Source organism: Arthrobacter methylotrophus (assembly GCF_039539965.1).
GTDB lineage: Bacteria > Actinomycetota > Actinomycetes > Actinomycetales > Micrococcaceae > Arthrobacter > Arthrobacter methylotrophus.
On the sequence record NZ_BAABED010000005.1, the window covers coordinates 1 to 21,680 of the forward strand.

37 protein-coding genes and 7 pseudogenes are annotated in these 21,680 nt (G+C 67.3%); 25 read left to right on the forward strand and 19 right to left on the reverse strand.

Annotation, left to right across the window (positions count from 1 at the left end; genetic code table 11):
• Nucleotides 1–24: 24 nt before the first annotated feature.
• The 12 genes and pseudogenes from ABD884_RS25745 to ABD884_RS26300 all read right to left on the reverse strand — a co-directional run.
• Nucleotides 25–408 carry a hypothetical protein gene (locus ABD884_RS25745; RefSeq protein ID WP_345057959.1) on the reverse strand — a complete coding sequence of 128 codons (384 nt, stop codon included), beginning with the start codon at nucleotides 406–408 and terminating at the stop codon, nucleotides 25–27.
• Nucleotides 402–872, reverse strand: coding sequence for an MFS transporter (locus tag ABD884_RS25750; protein ID WP_345057821.1), 471 nt, complete (start codon nucleotides 870–872; stop codon nucleotides 402–404). The genes ABD884_RS25745 and ABD884_RS25750 overlap by 7 nt, the downstream gene beginning before the upstream one ends.
• 64 nt (nucleotides 873–936) lie before the next feature.
• A pseudogene (locus ABD884_RS25755) lies at nucleotides 937–990 on the reverse strand (hypothetical protein); the annotation flags it as partial.
• Nucleotides 984–1,634, reverse strand: a complete 651-nt coding sequence (locus tag ABD884_RS26360) for a tannase/feruloyl esterase family alpha/beta hydrolase (RefSeq protein WP_486303896.1) — start codon at nucleotides 1,632–1,634, stop codon at nucleotides 984–986. The pseudogene ABD884_RS25755 and the gene ABD884_RS26360, both read right to left, overlap by 7 nt.
• A gap of 470 nt (nucleotides 1,635–2,104) precedes the next feature.
• Nucleotides 2,105–2,551 carry a tannase/feruloyl esterase family alpha/beta hydrolase gene (locus ABD884_RS25770; protein ID WP_345057829.1) on the reverse strand — a complete coding sequence of 149 codons (447 nt, stop codon included), beginning with the start codon at nucleotides 2,549–2,551 and terminating at the stop codon, nucleotides 2,105–2,107.
• Nucleotides 2,515–2,985 carry a hypothetical protein gene (locus ABD884_RS25775; protein ID WP_345057832.1) on the reverse strand — a complete coding sequence of 157 codons (471 nt, stop codon included), beginning with the start codon at nucleotides 2,983–2,985 and terminating at the stop codon, nucleotides 2,515–2,517. Before ABD884_RS25775 ends, ABD884_RS25770 begins: the two co-directional genes overlap by 37 nt.
• A 27-nt stretch (nucleotides 2,986–3,012) precedes the next feature.
• On the reverse strand, nucleotides 3,013–3,852 hold the full coding sequence (locus tag ABD884_RS25780; RefSeq protein ID WP_345057839.1) for an AMP-binding protein: 840 nt from the start codon (nucleotides 3,850–3,852) through the stop codon (nucleotides 3,013–3,015).
• A complete protein-coding gene (locus ABD884_RS25785; protein WP_345057953.1) occupies nucleotides 3,849–4,700 on the reverse strand; it encodes an AMP-binding protein in 852 nt (283 codons plus the stop codon). Before ABD884_RS25785 ends, ABD884_RS25780 begins: the two co-directional genes overlap by 4 nt.
• A 355-nt stretch (nucleotides 4,701–5,055) precedes the next feature.
• Nucleotides 5,056–5,340: an aldehyde dehydrogenase family protein gene (locus tag ABD884_RS25790; RefSeq protein ID WP_425548315.1), complete on the reverse strand. Its 285-nt coding sequence runs from the start codon at nucleotides 5,338–5,340 to the stop codon at nucleotides 5,056–5,058.
• Nucleotides 5,341–5,351: 11 nt separating this feature from the next.
• Complete coding sequence (locus ABD884_RS25795) at nucleotides 5,352–5,849, reverse strand: aldehyde dehydrogenase family protein (protein ID WP_345057847.1); 498 nt, start codon at nucleotides 5,847–5,849, stop codon at nucleotides 5,352–5,354.
• Nucleotides 5,850–5,958: 109 nt separating this feature from the next.
• The gene (locus ABD884_RS25800; RefSeq protein ID WP_345057852.1) at nucleotides 5,959–6,522 is read right to left on the reverse strand and encodes an aldehyde dehydrogenase family protein; all 564 of its coding nucleotides are present in this window, start codon (nucleotides 6,520–6,522) and stop codon (nucleotides 5,959–5,961) included.
• 186 nt (nucleotides 6,523–6,708) lie between these two features.
• Nucleotides 6,709–7,251, reverse strand: a pseudogene (locus tag ABD884_RS26300) (enoyl-CoA hydratase-related protein); the annotation flags it as partial.
• A 588-nt stretch (nucleotides 7,252–7,839) separates the two neighbouring features.
• Between ABD884_RS26300 and ABD884_RS25810 the strand changes: the two are divergent.
• The 5 genes and pseudogenes from ABD884_RS25810 to ABD884_RS25830 all read left to right on the forward strand — a co-directional run bounded on the left by ABD884_RS25810 (nucleotide 7,840) and on the right by ABD884_RS25830 (nucleotide 9,718).
• The gene (locus ABD884_RS25810; protein WP_345057855.1) at nucleotides 7,840–8,058 is read left to right on the forward strand and encodes a hypothetical protein; all 219 of its coding nucleotides are present in this window, start codon (nucleotides 7,840–7,842) and stop codon (nucleotides 8,056–8,058) included.
• A 171-nt stretch (nucleotides 8,059–8,229) separates the two neighbouring features.
• A pseudogene (locus tag ABD884_RS26305) lies at nucleotides 8,230–8,478 on the forward strand (efflux RND transporter permease subunit); the annotation flags it as partial.
• 79 nt (nucleotides 8,479–8,557) lie between these two features.
• Entirely contained in the window at nucleotides 8,558–8,707 is a 150-nt protein-coding gene (locus ABD884_RS25820; RefSeq protein ID WP_345057861.1) for a hypothetical protein, read from the forward strand.
• 42 nt (nucleotides 8,708–8,749) lie between these two features.
• Nucleotides 8,750–9,226, forward strand: coding sequence for an efflux RND transporter permease subunit (locus ABD884_RS25825; protein ID WP_345057866.1), 477 nt, complete (start codon nucleotides 8,750–8,752; stop codon nucleotides 9,224–9,226).
• Nucleotides 9,227–9,356: 130 nt separating this feature from the next.
• A pseudogene (locus tag ABD884_RS25830) lies at nucleotides 9,357–9,718 on the forward strand (efflux RND transporter permease subunit).
• Here ABD884_RS25830 and ABD884_RS25835 read toward each other — a convergent pair.
• A complete protein-coding gene (locus tag ABD884_RS25835; RefSeq protein WP_345057873.1) occupies nucleotides 9,601–9,855 on the reverse strand; it encodes a hypothetical protein in 255 nt (84 codons plus the stop codon). The pseudogene ABD884_RS25830 and the gene ABD884_RS25835 sit on opposite strands and share 118 nt — an antisense overlap.
• A complete protein-coding gene (locus ABD884_RS25840; protein ID WP_345057876.1) occupies nucleotides 9,852–10,016 on the reverse strand; it encodes a hypothetical protein in 165 nt (54 codons plus the stop codon). Before ABD884_RS25840 ends, ABD884_RS25835 begins: the two co-directional genes overlap by 4 nt.
• Here ABD884_RS25840 and ABD884_RS25845 point away from each other — a divergent pair.
• From ABD884_RS25845 to ABD884_RS26310, 4 genes are read left to right on the forward strand one after another with little or no spacing between them, the layout of a single operon-like run.
• Nucleotides 10,003–10,569: an efflux RND transporter permease subunit gene (locus ABD884_RS25845; protein WP_345057879.1), complete on the forward strand. Its 567-nt coding sequence runs from the start codon at nucleotides 10,003–10,005 to the stop codon at nucleotides 10,567–10,569. The genes ABD884_RS25840 and ABD884_RS25845 overlap by 14 nt on opposite strands.
• Entirely contained in the window at nucleotides 10,554–10,967 is a 414-nt protein-coding gene (locus tag ABD884_RS25850; RefSeq protein ID WP_345057883.1) for a hypothetical protein, read from the forward strand. The genes ABD884_RS25845 and ABD884_RS25850 overlap by 16 nt, the downstream gene beginning before the upstream one ends.
• Nucleotides 10,964–11,206 carry an efflux RND transporter permease subunit gene (locus ABD884_RS25855; RefSeq protein ID WP_345057886.1) on the forward strand — a complete coding sequence of 81 codons (243 nt, stop codon included), beginning with the start codon at nucleotides 10,964–10,966 and terminating at the stop codon, nucleotides 11,204–11,206. Before ABD884_RS25850 ends, ABD884_RS25855 begins: the two co-directional genes overlap by 4 nt.
• Entirely contained in the window at nucleotides 11,206–11,553 is a 348-nt protein-coding gene (locus ABD884_RS26310; protein ID WP_425548316.1) for an efflux RND transporter permease subunit, read from the forward strand. The genes ABD884_RS25855 and ABD884_RS26310 overlap by 1 nt, the downstream gene beginning before the upstream one ends.
• A 64-nt stretch (nucleotides 11,554–11,617) precedes the next feature.
• Here the strand turns inward: ABD884_RS26310 and ABD884_RS25860 are convergent, their stop codons facing one another.
• Nucleotides 11,618–11,905, reverse strand: coding sequence for a hypothetical protein (locus ABD884_RS25860; protein ID WP_345057889.1), 288 nt, complete (start codon nucleotides 11,903–11,905; stop codon nucleotides 11,618–11,620).
• Here ABD884_RS25860 and ABD884_RS26365 point away from each other — a divergent pair.
• The 6 genes and pseudogenes from ABD884_RS26365 to ABD884_RS25885 form a co-directional block, all read left to right on the forward strand.
• Nucleotides 11,886–11,960, forward strand: a pseudogene (locus ABD884_RS26365) (hypothetical protein); the annotation flags it as partial. The gene ABD884_RS25860 and the pseudogene ABD884_RS26365 sit on opposite strands and share 20 nt — an antisense overlap.
• Nucleotides 11,961–12,316: 356 nt before the next feature.
• Entirely contained in the window at nucleotides 12,317–12,631 is a 315-nt protein-coding gene (locus ABD884_RS26370) for a hypothetical protein (RefSeq protein WP_486303897.1), read from the forward strand.
• Nucleotides 12,513–12,902, forward strand: coding sequence for a permuted SH3 domain-containing protein (locus ABD884_RS25870; RefSeq protein ID WP_345057895.1), 390 nt, complete (start codon nucleotides 12,513–12,515; stop codon nucleotides 12,900–12,902). Before ABD884_RS26370 ends, ABD884_RS25870 begins: the two co-directional genes overlap by 119 nt.
• 250 nt (nucleotides 12,903–13,152) lie before the next feature.
• Nucleotides 13,153–13,428, forward strand: coding sequence for a TolC family protein (locus ABD884_RS25875; RefSeq protein WP_345057898.1), 276 nt, complete (start codon nucleotides 13,153–13,155; stop codon nucleotides 13,426–13,428).
• 196 nt (nucleotides 13,429–13,624) lie between these two features.
• Nucleotides 13,625–13,771: pseudogene (locus tag ABD884_RS25880) on the forward strand (multidrug transporter); the annotation flags it as partial.
• Between the two features lie 85 nt (nucleotides 13,772–13,856).
• Nucleotides 13,857–14,135, forward strand: a complete 279-nt coding sequence (locus ABD884_RS25885; RefSeq protein WP_345057906.1) for a TolC family protein — start codon at nucleotides 13,857–13,859, stop codon at nucleotides 14,133–14,135.
• 135 nt (nucleotides 14,136–14,270) lie between these two features.
• Here ABD884_RS25885 and ABD884_RS25890 read toward each other — a convergent pair whose 3' ends face one another.
• Both ABD884_RS25890 and ABD884_RS25895 read right to left on the reverse strand, forming a co-directional pair.
• The gene (locus ABD884_RS25890) at nucleotides 14,271–14,633 is read right to left on the reverse strand and encodes a hypothetical protein (protein ID WP_345057909.1); all 363 of its coding nucleotides are present in this window, start codon (nucleotides 14,631–14,633) and stop codon (nucleotides 14,271–14,273) included.
• Entirely contained in the window at nucleotides 14,630–14,941 is a 312-nt protein-coding gene (locus tag ABD884_RS25895; protein WP_345057912.1) for a hypothetical protein, read from the reverse strand. The genes ABD884_RS25890 and ABD884_RS25895 overlap by 4 nt, the downstream gene beginning before the upstream one ends.
• Before the next feature lie 386 nt (nucleotides 14,942–15,327).
• Here ABD884_RS25895 and ABD884_RS25900 point away from each other — a divergent pair, with 386 nt between their 5' ends.
• From ABD884_RS25900 to ABD884_RS25910, 3 genes are all read left to right on the forward strand, one after another.
• On the forward strand, nucleotides 15,328–15,786 hold the full coding sequence (locus ABD884_RS25900; RefSeq protein WP_345057914.1) for a hypothetical protein: 459 nt from the start codon (nucleotides 15,328–15,330) through the stop codon (nucleotides 15,784–15,786).
• Nucleotides 15,770–15,916 carry a hypothetical protein gene (locus ABD884_RS25905; protein ID WP_345057917.1) on the forward strand — a complete coding sequence of 49 codons (147 nt, stop codon included), beginning with the start codon at nucleotides 15,770–15,772 and terminating at the stop codon, nucleotides 15,914–15,916. The genes ABD884_RS25900 and ABD884_RS25905 overlap by 17 nt, the downstream gene beginning before the upstream one ends.
• A gap of 88 nt (nucleotides 15,917–16,004) precedes the next feature.
• A complete protein-coding gene (locus tag ABD884_RS25910; protein WP_345057920.1) occupies nucleotides 16,005–17,006 on the forward strand; it encodes an N-acyl-D-amino-acid deacylase family protein in 1,002 nt (333 codons plus the stop codon).
• 27 nt (nucleotides 17,007–17,033) lie between these two features.
• Here ABD884_RS25910 and ABD884_RS25915 read toward each other — a convergent pair whose 3' ends face one another.
• Nucleotides 17,034–17,333, reverse strand: coding sequence for a cupin domain-containing protein (locus tag ABD884_RS25915; protein WP_345057923.1), 300 nt, complete (start codon nucleotides 17,331–17,333; stop codon nucleotides 17,034–17,036).
• Nucleotides 17,315–17,650, reverse strand: coding sequence for a helix-turn-helix domain-containing protein (locus ABD884_RS25920; protein ID WP_345057956.1), 336 nt, complete (start codon nucleotides 17,648–17,650; stop codon nucleotides 17,315–17,317). Before ABD884_RS25920 ends, ABD884_RS25915 begins: the two co-directional genes overlap by 19 nt.
• 223 nt (nucleotides 17,651–17,873) lie before the next feature.
• Between ABD884_RS25920 and ABD884_RS25925 the strand changes: the two genes are divergently transcribed.
• The 7 genes and pseudogenes from ABD884_RS25925 to ABD884_RS25955 all read left to right on the forward strand — a co-directional run bounded on the left by ABD884_RS25925 (nucleotide 17,874) and on the right by ABD884_RS25955 (nucleotide 21,373).
• Nucleotides 17,874–18,860 (forward strand): MFS transporter, encoded by a 987-nt coding sequence (locus tag ABD884_RS25925; protein WP_345057926.1) that lies wholly within the window; start codon nucleotides 17,874–17,876, stop codon nucleotides 18,858–18,860.
• Nucleotides 18,830–19,081 (forward strand): hypothetical protein, encoded by a 252-nt coding sequence (locus tag ABD884_RS25930; RefSeq protein ID WP_345057929.1) that lies wholly within the window; start codon nucleotides 18,830–18,832, stop codon nucleotides 19,079–19,081. The genes ABD884_RS25925 and ABD884_RS25930 overlap by 31 nt, the downstream gene beginning before the upstream one ends.
• 18 nt (nucleotides 19,082–19,099) lie before the next feature.
• On the forward strand, nucleotides 19,100–19,351 hold the full coding sequence (locus ABD884_RS25935; protein ID WP_345057932.1) for a hypothetical protein: 252 nt from the start codon (nucleotides 19,100–19,102) through the stop codon (nucleotides 19,349–19,351).
• Nucleotides 19,352–19,484: 133 nt separating this feature from the next.
• Nucleotides 19,485–19,784 (forward strand): annotated as a pseudogene (locus ABD884_RS26315) (amidase family protein); the annotation flags it as partial.
• A gap of 607 nt (nucleotides 19,785–20,391) precedes the next feature.
• Nucleotides 20,392–20,637, forward strand: a complete 246-nt coding sequence (locus ABD884_RS25945) for a hypothetical protein (protein ID WP_345057938.1) — start codon at nucleotides 20,392–20,394, stop codon at nucleotides 20,635–20,637.
• Nucleotides 20,638–20,814: 177 nt separating this feature from the next.
• Nucleotides 20,815–21,150: a RidA family protein gene (locus ABD884_RS26320; RefSeq protein WP_425548317.1), complete on the forward strand. Its 336-nt coding sequence runs from the start codon at nucleotides 20,815–20,817 to the stop codon at nucleotides 21,148–21,150.
• The gene (locus ABD884_RS25955) at nucleotides 21,107–21,373 is read left to right on the forward strand and encodes a hypothetical protein (RefSeq protein ID WP_345057945.1); all 267 of its coding nucleotides are present in this window, start codon (nucleotides 21,107–21,109) and stop codon (nucleotides 21,371–21,373) included. Before ABD884_RS26320 ends, ABD884_RS25955 begins: the two co-directional genes overlap by 44 nt.
• Nucleotides 21,374–21,680: the final 307 nt, after the last annotated feature.

Below are 21,680 nucleotides of genomic sequence, written 5' to 3' on the forward strand. Positions count from 1 at the left end.
GCGCGAAAAAACAGAACCGCTGTGTCAGTCCTGCACGCGCGGCCGCTTGAGCAGCAGCAGCGCAGCGAGCGCCGCGATGATGGTGACCGGGATGCTGGCACCAATGATGGTGGTGGCGTGCTGCCCCATCGCCAGCAGTTGACCGGCCAGCAGCGGCCCGGCGATCGAGCCCAACCGGCCCACCGCCACCGCAGCGCCCACGCCGGTACCGCGCACGACGGTCGGGTAGTACGCCGCCGCCAGCGCATACAGCACCGACTGCGCGCCGATCACGAACAGCCCCGCCATGAAGGCGCCGGCCGACATCGATGCCATGCCGCCCGCCGCGGCCAGCAACGACAACGCCGCGATGATGCCGACATACATGCCCGACACCACCCAGCGCGGGCGCGCCGCATCCATCAGCATGCCAATGCCAGCGCGCCGGCACCGCCGCCGATGTTGAACAGGATCTGCACCGTGCCCACCTGCGGCCGGCTCAGCCCCTGCGCGGCCATCAGGGAGGGCAACCAGTTGAGCAGGAAATACAGCACGATCAGCGTGAAGAAATAGCTGACCCACAGGAACAGCGTAGCCGCCATGCGGCGCTCGCCAAACAGCGCCCAAGACACCGGCGGCGGCTGGATGGCGCCGCGCTGCGCGCTGTCGAACCGGCGCGATTCCTGCAGCGTCAGCAGCAACGGCACCACCACCAGCGGGCCGAAGCCTCCCACGTAGAAGATGTGGCGCCAGCCGGAATCGCCGGCGCTCAACATGCCGACCACCGCGGCGATGGCACCGCCGAATGGAATGCCGCAATACATGACGCTCACGGCGGTGTTGCGCAGGCGTGCGGGTACCGCTTCGGCACACAGCGCGATCAGGTTGGGCATGGCGGCACCCAGGCCCGATGCCGGTGGCCACGCGAATCATCAGCAGGCTGTTGAAATCCCACACGTGCGCGGTGGCGATCGAAAAGATGCCGAACAGCGCCGTCGCCAGGATCAGCACGCGCTTGCGGCCGATGCGATCGGCCAGCCGGCCGCCCAGCATGGCGCCGGCAACAGGCCGAACGTGCCGGCGCTGAATGCGAGGCCCATCTGCCCGACCGACAGGCCGAACTCGCGCGCCATGCGCGGCGCAGCCACGCCGATGGATTGCAGATCGAGCCCCTCAAGCAGCGCAACGATGAAGCACAGCCCGAGCGTCATGGCGACGCCGGGGCCAACGGTCTCCCGGCTCAACGTCGTGGTGGTGGTTTGCATGGCATCTCCTTCCGGATGTTGGGCGGCCGTCATTGGCAACTGAAGCTCGAGGCGTCGTTGATGTTGCCCGGTGCCCGTGTAGCGCGCGATCTTCGGGTAGGCGCACAGCGGGCGCGTGCGGTCGTGGCCGGCGGCATTCCAGTCGCTGGGCACTTCGGGCATTCGGCACGGCGTTGGCGGGGCCGCGCGCGGTGGCGACCACGCTGTCGGCGCCACGCCGCGTTCCACCCAGGCCACCAGCGGCGTGAGCATGTCGAACTGGTCAGCCGTCGGGCCGCCCGCGCAGTGATTCATGGGGCACGGATAGAAGCGCGCGAAGTTGCTGGCATCGCCGCCGTTGGCTGCGGCCAGGCGCTGGTACCAGTCGGTCGTGTCGTCGGACGAGAACACCGGGTCGCTCGTGCCGTGATAGAATCAGTTTGGCGCCGCGCCCCTTGAGCGTGCCGAGGTTGGTCTCATCGGGCGGCGTCATGAACGACCAGGCGGATTCGGTGTACGTGGCGTCTGTGGCGAAGATCTTCGGCGCGTCGGTGTCCATGTTGAACGCCAGGCCATACGCGGTGAGCGACGTGATAGCCGACGCCGGCTGCGGCGTGGTCGTAAACACGAACGCCAGCGCTGCGGGGTCGAGCTGGATCGAGTTGCCCTGCTTCCACGCCGCCCAGTTGCTGCCGCTGATGCCGGCGTCAAACGAAAAGCCCGAGTACAACGCCTGCCCCGCACTGTTGCGCGCGCCGGCAAACAGGTTGGCCATCACGGCTTTCTGCGCGGCGGTCAGGCAGGTGCCGTCACGGCGCCGGTGCAGGTCGGCACGTCGTTGGCGAGGCTGAAGGCGGTCTGGCACGCCTTGAGGTTGTTGATCATGCCGTCGTCGTGCCGTCCAATGCGTCGCACTTGGCGAGTACGTGGGTGGCGACCATGGCGCGCTCCGCGGCGCTCAGGGACGTGGTGATGTCTGGGAAGCCCGCGCTGGTGTTAGCGGTCGCCACCGTCGCGAGCTGCTGCGCGCTGTAGACCTCGTTGATGGCTGCCTTGGGCAGGTGGAAGCCCGGGTCGCCGGCCACGATGCCGTCATACGCATTGCCGAACGCGGCGGCGGCCACCATCGCATGGCGCCCGCCGTTGGAGCACCCGCCAAAGTAGCTGCGGTCCGGCGCCTTGCCGTACACCTGCGCGATCATCGACTTGGCCATCGGCGTGAGCGTGGCAACGGCGTTGTAGCCGTAATCCAGACGCGCCTGCGGGTCGCGCGCCGAACAGCGGCACCTGGCTACCGTTGTGCCCGGCATCCGAACTGATGACGGCAAATCCGGAGCCAGCGCACTGCTGACCGGGCCACCGCCGAGCGTGCCGAGCGCCGTGGCCACCGCGCCATCCAGCCCGCCGTTGGCCTGGTATTAGAAGCGACCGTTCCATGCCTTGGCAGGCGCATCTCGAAACCAATGGCGTAGGTCTTGCCGTCCACCGGGCTCACACGCGTGTTCATGGTGCCGGTGACCAGGCAGTGCTCGGGCACGGCGTTGCCGCCCACGCTCAACGTGCCAGCGGCCACGGTCGAGATGGCGGTGATGCTGGTGTTGGCAAAACTCAGCTTGCCGGCAAAGCTCTCGCACGCGGCGGCGAGATTCAAACCCGTGGCAGGCGAAAGCTGCGGCAGCTGCGATGCTTGCGACGACGATGCGTCGCTGGTGCTGTCGTCGTTGCTGCCGGCGCAGCTCAGCGTGAGGGCGAGCGCGGCCAAGCGCCATGCCCCGTGACATGACGGTCTTCATGAGTCTCCTCCTGGGTGGATGAAACCGGTCTTTGCCGGTTGGGTGTCGTGCTGCGTTGAAATCAGCCCGCGCGAATCACGGCGGGATCGCCATCGCGATACAGCGTGTCGACCTGCTCGGCACGGTGGGCCAGCACGGCGCGCTGGTTGAGCGTGCCCTTGTCGGTGATCTCGCCGCGGTCGAGCGATGGCGGCACATCGAGCAACAGCAGCGCGCCACGCGCGTGCGCTGCCGGTGGCCGTGGCGTTCAGTTCGTGCAGCAGCGCGGCAAATGCGGCGCGCACGGCGGGGGCGGCCAGCACTTCGGCTGCGCTGGCGCTTGGCGGCAGGCCAGACAGCCGCCGGCATCGCTCCACCTGCGGGAACACCAGCAAGCCGATGTCGTCACGGTTCATGCCGGCAATCACCACGTCCTGCACATACGGCGCGCCTGCGGCGATCACGCGTGCGCGCAACGGGCCCACGCTGACGAACGTGCCGGAGCTGAGCTTGAAGTCCTCCGCGATGCGGCCATCGAAGACCAGGCCTTTTTTCGGGTGGTCCGCATCGTAGAAACGCAGCGCGTCCCCGCTGCAGTAGTAGCCGTCTTCATCGAAGACCGGTGCGGCAGGCTCTTCGCTCAGGCGCCAGTAGCCACGCATGACATGCGGCCCGCGAAAGCGCGCCTCCAGCTTGTCGCCCACGGGCACAAGCTTGAGTTCGCAGCCCGGCGCCGGCGTGCCGACATAGCCCGAACGCATGATCGGCCGGGTCGTGAACAGGCAGCACGGCGACGTCTCTGTCATGCCCAGGCCGGCCATGATGCGGATGCGTTCGCCGCAGTGCTGGCCGGTCACGCCTCCAGCCGGTCCCAGGCTTCTTGCGACAGGCCGGCACCGCCAAAGAAGTAGAGCTTCACGCGGGAGAAGAAAGTCTCGCGCAGCGCGGGTCCCGTTCCAGCGCCAGCGCGAGTTCTTCCACCCCCTTGGGCACGTGAAGTACGCGGTGGGTGCGATCTCGTGCAGGTTGCGCAGGGTTTCGTCGAATTTGCCGGGCACGGGACGGCCATCATCGATGTAAAGCGTGCGCCGTTGTAGAGCACGATGCCGACGTTGTGGCTGCCGCCGAACGTGTGGTTCCAGGGCAGCCAATCCACCAGCACCGGCGGCTCCTTGGCGAATTCGGGAATGGTCTGGCGCAGCATCTGCTGGTTGCTGCACAGCATGCGGTGCGTGGTCGGCACGGCCTTGGGCGCGCGTGTCGAGCCCGACGTGAACAGCACCTTGACGAGCGTATCGGGGCCGGTTGCGGCCTGCGCGGCGTCTGCCGTCGTCACGGGCGTGTGCAGCAGCGTGTCGAAGGCGGTGGCGCTGCGCCCCGGCAATACGCCGTCGCGCGTGATGACTTCCACGCCGTGCGGCACCACCGCGCTGATGGCGTTGGCAAAGGCCGCGCCATCGGCGGCATAGACGAGCCCCGGCGTGAGCACGTCAAACACGTGGCGCAGCTTGCCGAAATCCGTCGACACCAATGCATACGGCGGCGACACCGGCGCGTAGGGCACACCCGCCCACATGGCGCCCAGCGCCAGCTGCAAGTGCTCAAGATCATTGCCGGACAGAATCGCCAGCGGGCGCTCGGGTGGAGACGCCGCGATCCAGCAACGCCTGGCCGATGGCGCGTGCGCGCTCCAGCATCTCGCGATAGGTCAGCTTGATCCACGCGCTGTCGGCCCGCGACGTGCAGCCAGCACGCGATCCGGGTGGCGCTGCGCGCCCGCGACCAGGCAGTCGGTCATGCGCGCCGGATGTTCCGCCAGCGCTTCGGTATTGCGCACGTGCCAGACACCGCGGTCGCGCGCGTCCATCTCGCAACGCGCAGGCGCATCGCTCACGGCAACCTGCCTGTAGGGGTGATTTGGCACACCTGCGGGGCGGCGTGTGGTGCCCGGTTTGAACCTGCGGGCCCTGAGCCTGCATTTCGACGTGACTCACGTCTTGTCTCCTGAATGCGCCGCCCGTTTTATGGTTGTGGTGGGCGGCTGCCGAACTTCAGATCGGTTAAATCGGATAGTGGCGCGGCGTATTCTGCAAGGTGATCCAGCGCAGCTCGGTAAATTCCGCAATCGACGCCTTGCCGCCAAACCGGCCGTAGCCGCTGCTCTTCACGCCGCCAAACGGCATCTGCGCCTCGTCGTGCACGGTGGGGCCGTTGATGTGGCAGATGCCCGATTCGATACGCTGCGCGACCCGCATGGCGCGCGACACGTCGCGGCTGAACACGGCGGCCGACAAGCCGTATTCGCTGTCATTGGCCAGGCGAATCGCCTCTTCATCGCCATCCACGCGCGCCACGGTTACCCACGGGGCCGAACGATTCCTCGTTGTACAGCCGCATGGCGGGTGGTCACACCATCCACGATGGCGGGCTGCACGATGGCGCCATTCCATGTGCAAGCCGACGGGTAGCGCAGCGCCGTGCGCGCGGGCGTCTTCCACCAGCGCCTGCACGCGCCTTGGCCGCATCCACGCTCACCATCGCGCCCAGTTGCGCGGTGGCGTCGGTCGGGGTCACCTGCGCGCAGCGTGCGCGCCTTGGCGGCCAGCTTGTCGACGAGGGCATCGGCAATCTTGCGATCGACGATCACACGTTCGGTCGACATGCAGATCTGCCCCTGGTTGAAGAATGCGCCAAAGGCGATGGCGTCCACCGCGGCATCCAGGTCGGCATCGTCCAGCACCAGCACCGGCGCCTTGCCGCCCAGCTCCAGCAGCGCAGGCTTCAGGTGCCGCGCCGCGTGCTGCGCAATGATGCGCCCCACATGCGTCGAGCCCGTGAAGTTCACGCGGCGCACGGCCGGATGCGCGATCAGGCGCTCACCACCTGGGCGGCGTCGGCCGGCGCGTTGGTCACCACGTTCACCACGCCATCGCCCAGGCCAGCCTCCTGCAGCACGGTGCCGATCAGCCGATGCACGCCGGGCACATTTCCGACGCCTTGAGCACGACCGTGTTGCCGCATGCCAGCGGCATGGCCAGCGCGCGCGTGCCCAGGATCACCGGCGCATTCCACGGTGCAATGCCGAGCACCACACCGCAGGGCTGGCGCACGGCCATCGCAAAGTTGCCCGGTACGTCCGAGGGGATCACGCTGCCGTCGATCTGCGTGGTCATGGAGGCGGCTTCGCGCAGCATGTTGGCCGCCAGCATGACGTTGAAGCCGATCCAGTTGGGGCTGGCGCCGGTCTCCGCCGCGCCGGCGCGGATGAAGGCGTCGGTGTGCTGGTCCATCAACTCGGCGGCCTTCAGCAGCCGCTTGCGGCGTTCGCCCGGGCCCAGGGCCGCCCACGCGGGGAACGCATCGGCAGCAGCCTGCACGGCGGCGTCGGCATCTTCCAGCGTGGCCGCCGCCGCGCGCGATGCGACCGCGTCGTTGATGGGGTTGCGGCGCTCGAAGGTGGCACCGTTGGCAGCTGGCCGGCTTTGTCCGCCGATCAGCAGGGTCACAAGCTGAGTCACCTCAGGCATGGGTTCGTCTCCGGGGGGCGTTGGACGTGAGCGGGCCAGATCAGGCGCGCTTGTAGGCTTGCAGGCCCGGCTTGATCGACTTGTCGTCCAGGAACTGCTTGAGGCCCTGCTCGCGGCCGCCCTCCGGATCGCGCAGCGTGGCCTGGTCCAGCTTGGCGTACAGGTAATCCTCGTTCTGCTCCCATGTCAGCTCGCGGCTGCGCTTGAAGCCGTGCTTGGCGGCGCGCAGGCACCACGGGGTTCTTCTCCAGCAGCTTCTCGGCCAGTGCCACGGTGCGCGCACGCAGGTGGGCACGCGGCACGCTCTCGTTGACGAGGCCCATGGCGGCGGCCTGCTGGACCGGTGAAGGTCTCGCCGGTCATGATGTAGTAGAGCGCCTGGCGGTGGCCCACGGTATCGGCCATCGCCTTGCTAACGAGGTTGCCCGGCGGAATGCCCCAGTTGATTTCCGACAGGCCGAAGGTAGCCTCGTCCGCCGCAATCGCCAGATCGCACGCCACCAGCGGCGAGAAGCCACCGCCGAAGCACCAGCCGTTGACCATCGCGATGGTCGGCTTGGCATACATGCGCAGCAGCTTCCATTGCCACTGGCAGGCATCGCGGCGGATCTTCTCCTGCAGGATTTCCGGGCCGGCGTCGACTTCGCGGAAGTACTCCTTCAAATCCATGCCGGCCGTCCACGCATCGCCTGCGCCGGTCCAGTACCAGCACCTTGGCATCGGCATCCAGCTCCAGCGCTTCGAGCACCTGGATCATCTCGAGTTTGAGCGTCGGGCTCATGGCATTGCGCCTTCTCGGGGCGGTTGAACGTCACCCATGCAATGCCTGGTCCACCTTTACGTCCACGGTTTGCCAGCGCCCTTGGTAATCAGCCATTTCCGTCTCCTTGATCTGTCGGCTGCTTGAGATGCCGCCGTCTTGTGTGCGGCGCGTCTCAGCTTGGTGCCAATTTAATATCAGGTAACCTGATATAACAAGGAGATTATCATTGCCGTAAACCCTGATCGAACAACACGTAGCAAAATGTGCGCATCTGCATAGGTGCACACCCACTCACATCCATGGCGGCCACACGAAACCAAACGCAACACCCCTAGCCCGCACAAGACGGCGCACCCGCAACGTCTGCACGACTGCCCTACCTGATCGGCCGCACCGATCGCATCGTCAAGCGCCGCCTGGGCGAGGTGCTGACCCCGCACGGGCTCACGGTGCGCAATTCACGGCGCTGTCTGTGCTGCACGCGCGCGGCAGCCTGTCGAACGCGCAACTGGCGGAGCGCTCGTTCATGTCGCCGCAGTCGGCCAAATGAAGTGGTGAAGGCGATGGAAGCCCGCGGCTGGGTGACGCGCACGCCCGATCCAACGCACGGCCGCATCGTCATGCTCGGGTTGACCGATGAAGCGCTCGCCTTGCTGGCGCTGTGCGACGAGGCCGTCAGCCGGCTCGAGCAGGAAATGCTGCAGGGAATCGACGCTGCGCACGCGGCTTTGCTGCACGATCTGCTGCTGCAATGCGGACGCAATCTGCGCTGAGGGGGGCCCTTCAGTTGCCACGGCAGTTGCCGTTATGCAATGTAATAAAGTCAGATCAAAGCGACATATTGATCGGCGGCCCCCGGCGCTAGAATGGCTGGTCCCTGCCTGTCGGGCCGGATCGAACAACCGTCGCCCTCCATCAACGCACCGCGGTTCTGAAACGCCTCCATGTGGATTGTCCAACTCGCGCTGCGAAGGCCGCTGACGTTCATCGTCCTCGCCCTGCTGATCCTGCTGGCGACGCCGTTTACGCTCATGCGTACGCCCACGGACATCTTCCCGGAAATCGACATTCCGGTCGCGAGCATCATCTGGAACTACAACGGCCTGCCCGCGAAGGAGATGGCCGACCGCATCGTCTCCGTCACCGAGCGCAGCCTGACGACCACCGTCAACGACATCGAGCACATCGAGTCGCAATCGTTGGGCGGCGTGTCGATCATCAAGGTCTTCTTCCAGCCCAACGCCAACATCCAGAACCGCACTCGCGCAGATCGTGGCGAGCACGCAGGCGCAGGTGCGGCAGTTGCCGCCGGGCACCACGCCGCCGCTGGTGATCAAGTATTCGGCGTCGAGCATTCCGATCCTGCAACTGGGCCTGTCGAGCAACACGCTTCGGAGCAGGAACTCAACGATGCGCGTGTGAACTTCCTGCGCCCGCGCCTGATCACGGTGCCGGGCCATTGCCGTGCCGTTCCCGTATGGCGGCAAGAGCCGGCAGATCACGGTCGATCTCGATACGCAGAAGCTGCTGGCGCAGGGCCTGACGCCCGTCGACATCGTCAACGCGGTAGGCGCGCAGAACCTGATCCTGCCGGCCGGCACGCAAAAGATCGACGCCACCGAATACGGCGTCACGCTCAACGGCACGCCGGGCAGCATCGCCGCGCTCAATGCGATTCCGGTAAGGACCAGCAACGGCGCCACGCTGTACCTCGGCGACGTGGCCCACGTGCGCGACGGTTTCTCGCCGCAGACCAACGTGGTGCGTCAGGACGGCCAGCGCGGGGTGCTGCTGTCCATCCTCAAGAACGGCGGCGCATCGACGCTCGATATCGTCAAACAACATCCACAAGCTGCTGCCGGCCGCGGCCGCCGCGCTGCCTCAAGACTTGAAGATCACGCCCCTGTTCGATCAGTCGCTGTTCGTGAAGGCGGCCATTGAAGGCGTGATCCGCGAGGCGCTGATCGCCGCATGCTGACGGCCGCGATGATCCTGCTGTTCCTGGGCAACTGGCGCAAGCACGGCCATCATTGCGGTGTCGATTCCGCTGTCGATTCTCTCGTCGATCATCGTGCTGCACCTGATCGGCGAGACCATCAACCTGATGACGCTGGGCGGCCTGGCGCTGGCGGTCGGGATTCTCGTGGACGACGCCACCGTCACCATCGAGAACATCGAGCGCCACCTGCACGAAGGCAAGGCGCCCGTCACCGCCATCCTGGATGGCGCCGCCGAAATTGCCGTGCCCGCCTTGTGTCCACAATCTGCATCTGCATCGTGTTCGTGCCGATGTTCTTCCTCACGGGCGTGGCGCGTTACCTGTTCGTGCCGATGGCCGAAGCGGTGATCTTCGCCATGCTGGCGTCATACGTGCTTTCGCGCACGCTGGTGCCGACGCTGGTGATGATGCTCATGACCGGCCACCGCGCATGACGCCGGAAAGCCGACGCAAAACCGAGCACGTTCGCCGCATCTACCGGGCGTTCAACACGCAGTTCGAACACATGCGCGGCAACTACGCCGCCATCTGGGCGGGCTGCTGGAGCGCCGCCGCGTATTCGCGCTGTCATTCCTGGGCTTCTGCGTGGCGTCGTGCGCGCTGTTCCTGGTGCTGGGCCGTGACTTCTTCCCGATGTGGATGCCGGACAGATCCGCCTGCACATGCGCGCACCGTCGGGCCTGCGGATTGAAGAGAAACCGCACGGCTGGCCGACGAGGTGGAAACAGCCATCCGCGACATCATCCCCAAACAGGAACTGTCGACGATTCTCGACAACCTGGGCGTGCCGAACTCGGGGATCAATCTGTCGTACAGCAACGCGGGCACCATCGGCACGCTCGACGGCGAAATCCTGATTGCCCTGCACGAGGGCGAGCGCAAACCGAGCGCGGAATACATCCGCCGCCTGCGCGAGGAACTGCCGAAGCGCTTTCCGGGCGTGGAATTCGCGTTCCAGCCTGCAGACATCGTCAGCCAGATCCTGAACTTTGGTTTGCCGTCGGCCATCGACGTGCAGTTCTCCGGCGCCGACGTGGCCACCAACAAGCAGCTTGCGGGCATGCTGGCCAACCGCATCAAGCAGATTCCTGGCGCGGTGGATACGCATGTGCACCAGCGTTTCGACCAGCCCACGCTCGCCCTGAACATGGACCGCACGCGCATCCAGCAGGTCGGCCTGGAAGGGCGCGACGTGGCGCAGAACCTGCTCGTGTCGCTCAGCTCAAGCTTCCAGACCTCGCCCACGTTCTGGCTGAACCCGATCACGGTGTGGTGTACCAGGTAGCCGTCACCAGCCCGCAGTACCGCGTCGATTCGCTCGACGCGCTGCTGCGCACGCCGGTCGCCGGATCGCGTGGCGGCGCGGGGCAGGCGGGCGGCCCGCAACTGCTCGGCAACCTCGTGCAGGTGAGCCCCGGCGTGCAGCCGCAGGTGGTGTCGCACTACGACATCACGCCGGTGGTCGACGTGTACGCCGCCGTGCAGGGGCGCGACCTCGCGCCGTGGCCAAGGAAGTGCAGAAGGCCGTCGACGAGATCCGCCCCAAGCTGCCGCGCGGGCGCGCAGGTGACGGTGCGCGGCCAGGTCAAGACGATGGAGTCGTCGTTCGTGGGCCTCGGTGTGGGCCTGGTCATGGCAATCGTGCTGGTGTATCTGCTGATCGTCGTGAACTTCCAGTCGTGATCGACCCGCTCATCATCGTGACGGCCCTGCCGGCGGCACTGGCGGGCATTGCGTGGATGCTGTTCGTAACCGGGACGACGCTGTCGGTGCCCTCGCTCACGGGCGCGATCATGACGATGGGCGTGGCGACCGCCAACTCGATCCTGTTGATCTCGTTCGCGCGCGAGCGCCTGGCCGAAGGCATTGCGCCGGTGCAGCCGCACTGGAAGCCGGCGCCACCCGCCTGCGCCCGGTGCTGATGACGGCGCTGGCGATGATCATCGGCATGGTGCCCATGGCGCTGGGCCTGGGCGAAGGTGCCGAACAGAACGCGCCGCTGGGGCGCGCGGTGATCGGCGGTCTGCTGTTCGCGACCGTCTCGACCTCTTCTTTGTACCGGTGGTGTTTGCCAGCGTGCACAACAGACTGCAGCGGCGCGCACAACGACGTAACGACTTGCGGGGAAGTGAAGGACATGTCTGACCAAACATCGTCCGTGTCCCGTCGGGGCATCACGTCGTCACGGTCGACCCGATCGAACAGGTGGACCGCGGCCCCGCCATGCGCCGCGCGCGCTGGGTCGTCATCATCGTGGCCGTGCTGCTAGCGCTGGGCGCGGCGCGCACCCTCGTCAGCCGTTACAACACACGCGCATGCGCTGGAGCGCCAGGTTAGCCGCGCAGACCAGCCGCTACGTCACCACCATCGCGCCCAAGCCGGCCAGCGCCCACCGCGAGCTCACCCTGCCCGGCACGCTGCAGGGCTATGTGGAATCGCCCATCTACGCGCGCACCAGCGGCTACGTGGTGCGCTGGTTCAAGGACATCGGCGCGCATGTGAACAAGGGCGACGTGCTGGCGCTGCTCGACACGCCCGAAGTCGACCAGGAAACTGAACCAGGCACAGGCCGCACGCAACCAGGCGGCTGCACGCCGCGCGCTGGCGCAGACCTCGCTCACGCGCTGGCAGAACCTGCGCCAGAAAGACGCCGTGTCGCAACAGGAGCTGGACGAGCGCACGAGTGCCGCCAACCAGGCCCAGGCCGACCTGGCCGCCGCCGAAGCCAATGTGCGTCGCCTGCAGGAGCTGCAGGGCTTTCGCCGCGTGGTGTGGCGCCGTTCACGGGCGTGGTCACCAAGCGCAATGTCGACGTGGGCGCGCTGGTCAACGCCGGCAACGCCGGTGCCACCGCGAGCTGTTCACGCTGGCGCAGACCGACCCGCTGCGCATCTATCTGTACGTGCCGCAGGCGTATTCGCAGCAGGTGAAGGTCGGCAGGACGTGGCGGTAACGCTCGCGGAGCTGCCGGGCCAGACCTTCCACGCACCATCGCGCGCGCCTCCGGCGCCATCGACACCGCCACGCGCAGCATGCAGGTGGAGGTGCAATTGCCCAACAAGGACGGCCGCCTGCTGCCGGGCGCGTACGTGCAGGTCGCCATCAAGGGCAAGGCCGCCGCAGAGGCGGGCCCCGGCGATGCGCAGGCGTTCCTCGTGCCGACCAACACGCTGCTGTTCCGCAAGGAAGGCCCGCGCATTGCCGTGGCCGAGAACGGCCCGCGTCGACTTGCGCCCCATCACCATCGGACGCGACTACGGCCGCACGGTGGAGATCGTCTCGGGCCTGAAGGCCGGCGATGCGCTGATCCTCAATCGGCCGACTCGATCGAACAGGGGAGGCGGTGACCGTCGTCGCGCCCAAGCCGGCGTCCGCACCGGCGGCTTCTGCGCCGCACGCATCATGACGCGCTCGGCCACGTTCGGCACCCCGGCGCTGGTGGCTGCGCTCGTCGCCTCGCTGGCCGGCTGTTCGCTGGCGCCGACGTACGAGCGTCCGGCGATGGACATCCCCGCGCACTGGCAGACCGAAGCGCCCTGGCGCCCCGCGCAGCCGCCGACGACGCGCCCAAGGGCCCTTGGTGGCAGCGCTTCAACGATCCGCAGCTCGACAGGCTGATCGAACAGGCCCTGCGCGAGAACCAGTCGCTCAAGGTCGCGCTGTCGAACCTCGAGCAGGCCAGGCGCTCACGCGCGTGGCCCGGGCGAGCCTGCTGCCGACCATCACTGCCACCAACAACGACACGCGTACGCGCACATCGTCGGAACGGCCCGCTGTCGTCGTACACCAGCCCGACCATGTCGACGGTGCAGAGCGACTTCGTGCTGCGCGCCGACGTGAGCTACGAAGCGGACCTGTTCGGCCGCTTGTGCGCAACACCGTCGCCAATGCCGCCGCCAGCGAAGAACAGGCCGGCGCCAACTTCGAGAACTTCCGCCTGCTGCTTGCCGCGCAGGTCGCCACCACCTGGTACAACCTGCGCGAGACCGATGCGGAAATCGCCGTGGTGCAGGAAGGGCTGGCGCTGCAGCGCAAGGCGCTCGATTTCGTCACCTCGCGGCACCAGGATGGCGCGGCCTCAGGGCTGGACCTCGCGCAGCAGAGGCGCTGGTCGACAGCACCGCCACGCAGGCCGAGCTGCTGACCCGGCAGCGCGCGCAGTATGAACACGCGCTGGCCACGCTGGTCGGCACGCCGGCCCCGGCATTCCATATCGATCCCGTGCCGCTCAAGGGCACGCCGCCGCAGCTTCCGGTCGCGCTGCCTTCCGACGTGGTCGAACGCCGCCCGACGTGGCCGCCGCCGAGCGCAGTGCCGCCGCCGCCAATGCGCAGGTGGGCGTGGCGCGCGCCGCGTTCTTCCCGAGCGTGATGCTCAACGGTGGCGCCGGCTGGGAAAGCCGCGACCTGGCGCTGCTCTTCAGCGCGCCGACGCTGCTATGGTCGTTCGGCACGCAGATCGCCCAGACGGTGTTCGACGCGGGCCGCACGCGCGCACGCGTGGACGTCGCCAACGCGGCCTACCGGGGCGCCATCGCCAACTACCGCAGACCGTGCTCGGCGCGTTGCAGAAGTGGAAGACGGCCTGGCCGGGCTGCAATCGCTCGACCGCGCCGCCACGCAGGCACGTGCGGCCGTGGACAGCGCCCGCAAGGTCTACGAGATCGCCAGCGTGCGTTACGAGGGCGGGCTGGCGACCTCGCTGGACGTGATCACCGCGCAGCAGTCGCTGCTGAACAACCGGCGCACGGCGGTGCAGATTCTTGGCCAGCAGATGACGACGAGCGTGTTTCTCGTCAAGGCGGTGGGCGGGGACTGGAATCACGCGCCGGTCGCGGCGGCCAAGCGCTAGGCTGGGCCTCAGGCGACGCGGCGCAGAAAACCCCGCGCCGACAAAGAGCCCGCCGAGCCAGCTCAGCGTGAGCGCCACGGGACGAGCCGTTCGAGCAGATCGGTCGCTTCGCCGGCACGCGCAGCGCCAGCGCGATCACTGCCGCCATAGGACAGCGGCGGTCGCCACGCTCACCAGCAACGCGCCGAGCCCGTCGACAGTGTCCGCACGAGTGGCGGATGCACATGCGCCGGCGGACACAGTTCGGACATGCGGGCACGCACGTAGGCCGCCGTGCGTCGTGTGCCGTCGGTTCGCATCGGCGTGATGCCGCATGAGTGCATCCACGTTCGTGTATCCAGCACACCGGAATCTCAACTCCTGCGCAACCCGGCGCAGGGCGGCGCGTTCGCGCGCGTGGTCGGTGGCGTCGGACGGCGTTTCATTCGGGGCGGGCTTGTCGAACACGGCTGGCGCGGCGGCGGGGTCCGTCGTGCGCACCTCGTGCCGGTACGTCACGCGCGCGCGGCGCGAGCGCAGAGATAGCCGCCGTGCCCATCAGCAGCAGCGCCTCGACGGCCAACAGCAGAACGATCGGCCAGCGCCCCGCCGCGCCACCCGACGCGGCCGTGGTCCACGCGTGGATCCCGCCGCTCATGGCAAGCGTGGCCAGGAGTTGAAAGCAGGCCGTACCCCAGCCACACGAGGGGGAACCCGCGCACCCTCAGGAACGCCAGGGCGACGAGCCCGAGCGGAGCCGCCAGCCCTGCCAGCGCCGGCACCACCGCGGCCGGACCAGCATTGCCCCCGCCAGGCATCAGCGTCATGCCGATCGTCAGCACGATGGCCAGCCCCGGCAGCGTGCTGAGCCACAGCAGCGTCACCAGCCAACCGCGCACGCCATACAACCGGTGCGCCTGCGCGCGCGCTGCCGATATTGCGATCCAACTTTCGTGCATGAAGCTCCCCGACCGGGTCCGCCATGCTGCGCGTGTGGCGCAGCGCGGCTCCTGAATTTTGGCGATTGTGTCATCGGGACAAGCCCGTGCGCCCCTCTAGAGTGGGGGCGGCAGCACATTGTCGTCAATGTCTTGTGGGCCCAATGCCGACAAGGATTGCGGGTGATAAGTCGCTTTTAATTCAGATGTTGAAAACACTGAGTGTTGTATCGGCGCCTTAACGGGCGCGCGTCCGCCGGCGGCTCGGCGTCGGCATGTCCGGTGCGCATACCGGCCAGAACCATTTGCATGCGATGTGGGCAACAAGGCTCCTTACACTCGCTGCAAACTCACGGGAAGCCGATATGCGCCCACACCGTCTGCCGCAGTGCCTGCTGTCCGCCCTCACGCTGAGCCTTGCGCTCGCTGGTCCGGCCCGTGCCGCGCCGGAGCCTGAACCGGTCGACATCCTCATCCGCAACGGCACGGTGGTCGACGGCAGCGGCGGCGCGCCGTTCGTGGCCGACGTGGGCATCCGCAATGACCGCATCGTGCTGGTGCAGCCCTCCGCCACGGGCGTGCCGGCAAAACGGTGCTCGACGCGCGCGGGCTGGTGGTGGCGCCGGCTTTATCGATCCGCATACGCACGCCTATCACAACCTCGTCTCCAAAGACCGGCACCAGAACCTGCCGTACCTGCTGCAGGGCGTGACGACGGTGGTCATTGGCAATGACGGCATCGTGCTCGAAGGCGACGGGCCGGATCTCGACCGCATCGGGCCGACGCTCAAGGCGCTCGACGCCAACCGCATCGGCACAACGTGGCCATGCTGGTCGGCCACAACGCCGTGCGCCACCGCGTGATGGGCGACGTGGCGCGTGCACCCACCGCCGACGAACTCAAGGCCATGCAGACACTGATGGAAGACGGCATGCGCGACGGCGCATTCGGATGTCGACGGGCCTGGTCTATACGCCAGGCGTATTCGCCAAAACCGACGAGGTGGTCGCGCTGGCCAGGACCGTGGCCGCGCGTGGCGGCATCTACGACACGCATCTGCGCGACGAGGGCAACTTTCGCACTGGCCTCGTCAACGCCGTGAAAGAAGCGCTGGACATCGGCCGGCAGTCGGGCATCCCGATCCACATTTCGCACATCAAGGCGCTAGGTGTGGATTCGTGGGGCAAGAGCGCGGAGGTCATCAGCCTGATGCGGCAGGCGCTGGCCAACGGCATGAACGTATCGGCAAGCCAGTATCCGTACACGGCGTCGAGCACGCACATCATTCCGGCGCTGGTGCCGGGTGGGCGCGCGACGGCGGCAACGACGCGCTTGCTCAAGCGTCTGGAAGACCCGGCCACGCGCGCGCGCATTGCCACCGACATGGAAAAGGCCATGCAACAGCGCAACGGGCCTGCGGCGCAGGTGCTGATCTCCGCCAACCCCGAATACAACGGGCAATCGCTCGAGGCGCTGGGCAAGAAGCTCGGCGTGAGCCCCGTCGACGCGGCCATCAGCGTGATCCAGCACGGCGGCACGAACATCGTGTCGTTCAACATGAGCGATGCCGATCTGGAAGCCTTCATGAAGCAGGACTTCGTCGTGGGCGGCTCCGACGGCATTGCCGGACACCCGCGCGAAGCCGGCACCTTCGCACGCCGCATCGGCGAATACGTCACGCGCAAGCACGTGATGACGCTGCCGTTTGCCATCCGCCAGGCCAGCGCCCGCACGGCCGAAATCTTCGGCATCAAAGACCGCGGCACGGTGCAAGCGGGCAAGTTTGCCGACCTGGTCGTCTTCGACCCCGCCACCTACGCCGACCGCGCGAGCTATGAACAGCCGGGGCTGCCGCCGTGGGCGTGCGCTGGGTGCTCGTCAACGGCGCGGTGGCCGTGGCCGACGGCAAGGCGGTGCCGGATGTGCTGGCGGGTGGGGGCCTTACGCAAGTAAACAAGCGACGCCGCGCGGCGACGCAGCTCAGATCACGTCGCCGAGTTCGCGCACGTCCGTGCCGGTGCAGCACGCGAGTATCTCGGCGTCTTCCTTGCTGACAGACAGATAGACGTGACCGACTGCGCTGTCGAAGTACAGGCTGTCGCCCGGCGTCAGGCGAAAGGCGTCGCCGTTCTCGAAGCGCAGTTCGATCTCGCCGCACAGCACGAAGACGAATCCTCGCCAGGGTGGCGGATGTAATCTGGAAAGTCGTTCGACCGAGCGCGCGCGGATGTGCGCGCGCATGGGGAGCATGCGTTTGCCGGTCAGCGCGTCGGCCAGCATGCCGTATTCGTAGTTCGGCGTGTCGTAGATGACCTGGCCGCCCGATGCGTGAATGTGGGGCTGATGGGTTGGACCGGCCCGGCATCGGGCGTGCGGCGGCGTCCCAGCAGTTGCTCGAACTCGAGCCCGAGCGCCTGGGCCAGGCCGGCGAACTTTTCGTACGTAAGGGCAATGTCGCCGCGCTCGGCCTTGGAGATCGTCGACAGCGCCACACCGGAACGCTCCGACAGCTCCTGCAACGTCAGCCCGCGCGCCTTGCGGGCCTCGCGGATGCGTGCGCCCACCTCCTGATGGTTGAGCTGACGTCGGGGCCCCATTGGCGGGGAATCGTCCTGGATGATGGCTTTTGTGCGCGATGCCACGCGAGGTCTCCGGGTTTTCTCGTATACGAGAATTTGATTTTTCTCGTATACGATAACTCAGACCTCCCCAGTCTCCAACCAGGAGCGCCCCGTGTCGACACTCGCCCTCGATAGCCGTCCCGCGCTGTCACGCACGCAAGTCATTGCGCCACCACGATTGGCACGGCGCTAGAGTTTTATGACTTCACGATCTACAGCTACTTCGCCATCCAGATCGGGCAATTGTTCTTTCCATCGGCATCGCCGCGTGAACCAGTTCCTGTTGTCGATTGGTGTGTTTGGCGTGGGCTTTGTGGTGCGGCCGCTGGGCGGCATCGTCATCGGCGCCTATGCCGATCGCGCCGGGCGCAAGAAGGCGATGGTGCTGACCATCATGATGATGGCGCTGTCGTGCGCGCTCATCGCCACGGCGCCCACGTACGCGACGGCGGGCATCTTCGCCCCGATGATCGTGCTGGCCGCGCGCCTGATGCAGGGCTTTGCAGCCGGCGGCGAGTTCGGGCCGGGCACCACGTTGCTGGTCGAATACGCGACCGACCGCACCCGCGCGTTTTTCGCGAGCTGGAACTTCGCGGCCACGGCGCTGGGTCTGGCGCTCGGCGCGGCGGTGGCCACGCTCGTCAACGTGACGCTGTCGAAGGAGGCGGTGCTGGCGTGGGGCTGGCGGCTGCCGTTCCTGCTGGGCATCTTTGCCGCGCCGGCGGGCATGCTGATCCGCCGCCGGCTCGAAGAAACGCTGGACCGCCGCGACAGCACCCCGGGCCACGCCCAGCCGCAAGGCGCACTCAAGGCGGCGCTCACCACGCACTTGAAGCTCACCATCCTCGGTACGTTTGCGGAGCTGGGCGGCTCCGTGTCGGTGTACATCACCGCGTTCTTCCTGCCGAGCCACGCCGTGCGCACGCTCCACATGTCGCCCACGGCGGCGGTCGCGTCCGGCGTGGTCAGTTCGCTCGTGCTGTTCGTAGCCGCGCCGATCGCCGGCCGCCTGGCCGATCGCTACACGCGCAAGCGCGTGCTGATCACCTCGCGCATCATCATGCTGCTGGCGGTGTATCCGGCGTTTGCGTTCCTGGGCGCGCATCCGACGCCGCTGGCACTGTATGCGGTTGTCGGCATTGCTGGCGGTTCTTCGTGGCCGCGCAGATCGTGCCGGTGCTCGTGATGATTCCCGAGCTGTTTCCCAAAGCACGTGCGCGCCACGGGCATTGCGCTGACGTACGTGGTGAGCGCATCGTTCTTCGGCGGGTTTTCGCCGTTCATTGCGAGCTGGCTGGTGGAGCGCACGGGCAACACGCTGGCGCCGCGTGGTATGTGGCCGCAGCATGCCTGGTGTCGTTGGTGCCCGTGATCTGGCTGCGCGACCGCACGGGTGAAGCGCTCTAAAAGGATTGAGGACTGCTGATGTCGCACAACGACCAACTCGTCAGCCGATCCGCGGTGGAACTGCGGCGGCTGATCGGCGCCAGGGAGGAAATCTCCCCCGTCGAACTGCTCGATGCCTGCATCGAGCGCATCGAAGCCATCAACCCCGCCGTGAACGCCGTCACGGCGACGTGCTTTCCGCAGGCGCGCGAAGCCGCAAAGGCCGCCGAGACGTGCGGTGCTCAACGGCGAACCGTCGGCCTGCTGCCACGGCTCTGCCGCTGGGCGTGAAGGATCTGGAAGACACAGCGGGCCTGTTGACGACGTACGGATCGCCCACTGCGCGCAGCAACGTGCCGACGCAGGATGTGTTGCTCGTCGAGCGTCTGCGCGCGCGGGCGCCGTGCTGGTGGCGAAGACCAACGTGCCGGAGTTCGGTGCCGGCGCCAATACGCGCAACCCCGTTTGGGGCGCGACAGGCAACCCGTTCAACCCGATGCTGAATGCGGGCGGTTCGTCGGGCGGTGCGGCGGCGGCCGCGCTGGCGTGCGACATGCTGCCCGTCTGCACCGGCTCCGACACCGGCGGCTCGCTGCGCATTCCGGCATCCAAATGCGGCGTGGTGGGCTTTCGGCCGTCCCCCGGCCTCGTGCCGAACTCGCGCAAGAAGCTCGGCTGGACACCGATCTCGGTGGTCGGGCCGATGGGGCGCACGGTAGCCGAAGCGTGCCTGCAATTGGCCGCCACTGCGGGATTGTCGGCAAGCGATCCGCTTCAGCTTCGACGTCGATCCGCTGAGCTTTCTCACGCCCGCGCCGCTCGATCTCTCCACGCTGCGCGTCGGCTGGACGGAAGACTTCGGCTGCTGCGATGTCGACGCCGGCATCCGCACCGTGTTCCGCGAGCGCATCGCCGCCATCGCGCCGATGTTCCGGTGTGCGAACCCGTGCAGTTCGACCTCGGGGACGTGCACGCGCTGCTTCGACGTGATCCGTGCGGAGAGCTTTGTCGCCGCGCCTGCATGACGCCTACACGCGCGACCCGGCGTTCGCTCGGCCCCAACTCGCGCGCCAACTACGAGCTGGGCGCTGCAATGACGCTCGCGGATTGCGCCTGGGCGCAGGCCGAGCAAACGCGCATCCTCAAGCGCTTCCAGGCCGCGTTCGGCCACTACGACGTGATCCTCTCGCCGACGACGCCCGGTGTCGCCGTTCCCGTGGAGCGAGCTGTATGCCGCGCACATCGACGGTCGCGCGCAGGAAAACTACTACCGCTGGCTGGCACTGACCTACGTCGTCACGCTGACCACGCATCCGGCGGCTGTCGCTGCCGTGCGGGCTGGACCACGCCGGCATGCCGTTCGGGCTGCAGATCGTCGGCCCGTTCCACGGCGACCTCGGAAGACGCTGGCCGTGGCGCACGCGCTCGAGCAAGCCTTCGAAGCGTCTGCTACGCTGCGTCGTCCGCGTCCGGATCTCGCCAAGCTCGCGCAGCCGACGCCGGCATTGCAATCCATCGTCACCGCGCCGCCGGTGTTCGATGCTGTCACGCGCAGCACGGGCGCCTCGGCGGTCTGAACCGACAACAACCTCCTTTCTCGATATGTCCGACATCCAACGCCTCCACACCAACGCCCCGCATGAGCCAGATCGTCATCGCCAACGGCATCGTGCACTGGCCGGGCACGTGCCGACGTCGACTTCAAGTCGATCACCGAGCAGACCAACACAATCCTCGCGCGCATCGACGCGCTGCTGGCCGAAGCCGGTGTCGACAAGACGCGTCTGATCTCCGCCAACATCTGGCTGACCGACGCCAAGCACTTCGCCGAGCTGAACGCCGCGTGGGGAAGCCTGGGTGCCGGCCGGCCACGCGCCCACGCGCGCGTGCGTGCAGTCTGGCCTGATGCGTCCGGGCATCGATGTGGAGATCGCCGTCACGGCGCTGGCCAAGGGCTGAGGAGCCGATCGCCATGCGCTTTGACACCCTTGTGCTGGGGGGCCGGCATTGTCGGCGTGTCGGTGGCGGTGCATCTGCAGAAACGCGGTGCGCGCCGTCGCCCTCGTCGATCGCCGTGCGCCGGGCTTTGAGACGTCGTTCGGCAATGCGGGGCTGATCCAGCGCGTGGGTGTGTATCCGTATGCGTTTCCGCGCGACCTGTCGACGCTGTTGCACTACGCGAGCAACACGTCGGCGGACGTGCATTACCACCCCGCCGACCTGCCCCGGCTGCTGCCGTTTCTGTGGCCAGTACTGGCGCAACTCGCACCCCACGCGGCACGCGGCCATAGCGCGCGCGTTATGCACCGCTGATTGCGCATAGCGTGAGCGAGCACCGCTCGCTCATGGCGGAAGCCGCCGGCGCCACGCATCTGATCCGCTCCAGCGGCTGGATCAAGGTCTTCCGCAATGCCGCCACGCAAGACAAGGAAACGCGCAACGTCGAACGCTGGCAGCGCGAATTACGGGCGTCGCGTATGAAGCGCTCGACCCGATGCGCCTGCGCACAGTTGAACCGCATCTCGACACATCGCTCCTGGGCGGCCTGCGCTATACGGAAGCGGATTCCGTGAGCGACCCCAACGCGCTGGTGACAGCCTATGCGAAACACTTCGAGCAA

Coding starts and splice junctions, on each gene's coding strand:
- ABD884_RS25840 (WP_345057876.1), bottom strand. CDS start 10,016: ATGGCTGTTTCCACCTCGTCGGCCAGCCGTGCGGTTTCTCTTCAATCC.
- ABD884_RS26370 (WP_486303897.1), top strand. CDS start 12,317: ATGCAGGTGGAGGTGCAATTGCCCAACAAGGACGGCCGCCTGCTGCCG.
- ABD884_RS25925 (WP_345057926.1), top strand. CDS start 17,874: ATGACTTCACGATCTACAGCTACTTCGCCATCCAGATCGGGCAATTGT.
- ABD884_RS25915 (WP_345057923.1), bottom strand. CDS start 17,333: ATGCTGGCCGACGCGCTGACCGGCAAACGCATGCTCCCCATGCGCGCG.
- ABD884_RS25750 (WP_345057821.1), bottom strand. CDS start 872: ATGCCCAACCTGATCGCGCTGTGTGCCGAAGCGGTACCCGCACGCCTG.
- ABD884_RS25920 (WP_345057956.1), bottom strand. CDS start 17,650: ATGGGGCCCCGACGTCAGCTCAACCATCAGGAGGTGGGCGCACGCATC.
- ABD884_RS25835 (WP_345057873.1), bottom strand. CDS start 9,855: ATGACAGCGCGAATACGCGGCGGCGCTCCAGCAGCCCGCCCAGATGGC.
- ABD884_RS26310 (WP_425548316.1), top strand. CDS start 11,206: ATGACGGCGCTGGCGATGATCATCGGCATGGTGCCCATGGCGCTGGGC.
- ABD884_RS25900 (WP_345057914.1), top strand. CDS start 15,328: ATGTCCGGTGCGCATACCGGCCAGAACCATTTGCATGCGATGTGGGCA.
- ABD884_RS25910 (WP_345057920.1), top strand. CDS start 16,005: ATGTCGACGGGCCTGGTCTATACGCCAGGCGTATTCGCCAAAACCGAC.
- ABD884_RS25800 (WP_345057852.1), bottom strand. CDS start 6,522: ATGCCTGAGGTGACTCAGCTTGTGACCCTGCTGATCGGCGGACAAAGC.
- ABD884_RS25745 (WP_345057959.1), bottom strand. CDS start 408: ATGCTGATGGATGCGGCGCGCCCGCGCTGGGTGGTGTCGGGCATGTAT.
- ABD884_RS25895 (WP_345057912.1), bottom strand. CDS start 14,941: ATGACGCTGATGCCTGGCGGGGGCAATGCTGGTCCGGCCGCGGTGGTG.
- ABD884_RS25935 (WP_345057932.1), top strand. CDS start 19,100: ATGTCGCACAACGACCAACTCGTCAGCCGATCCGCGGTGGAACTGCGG.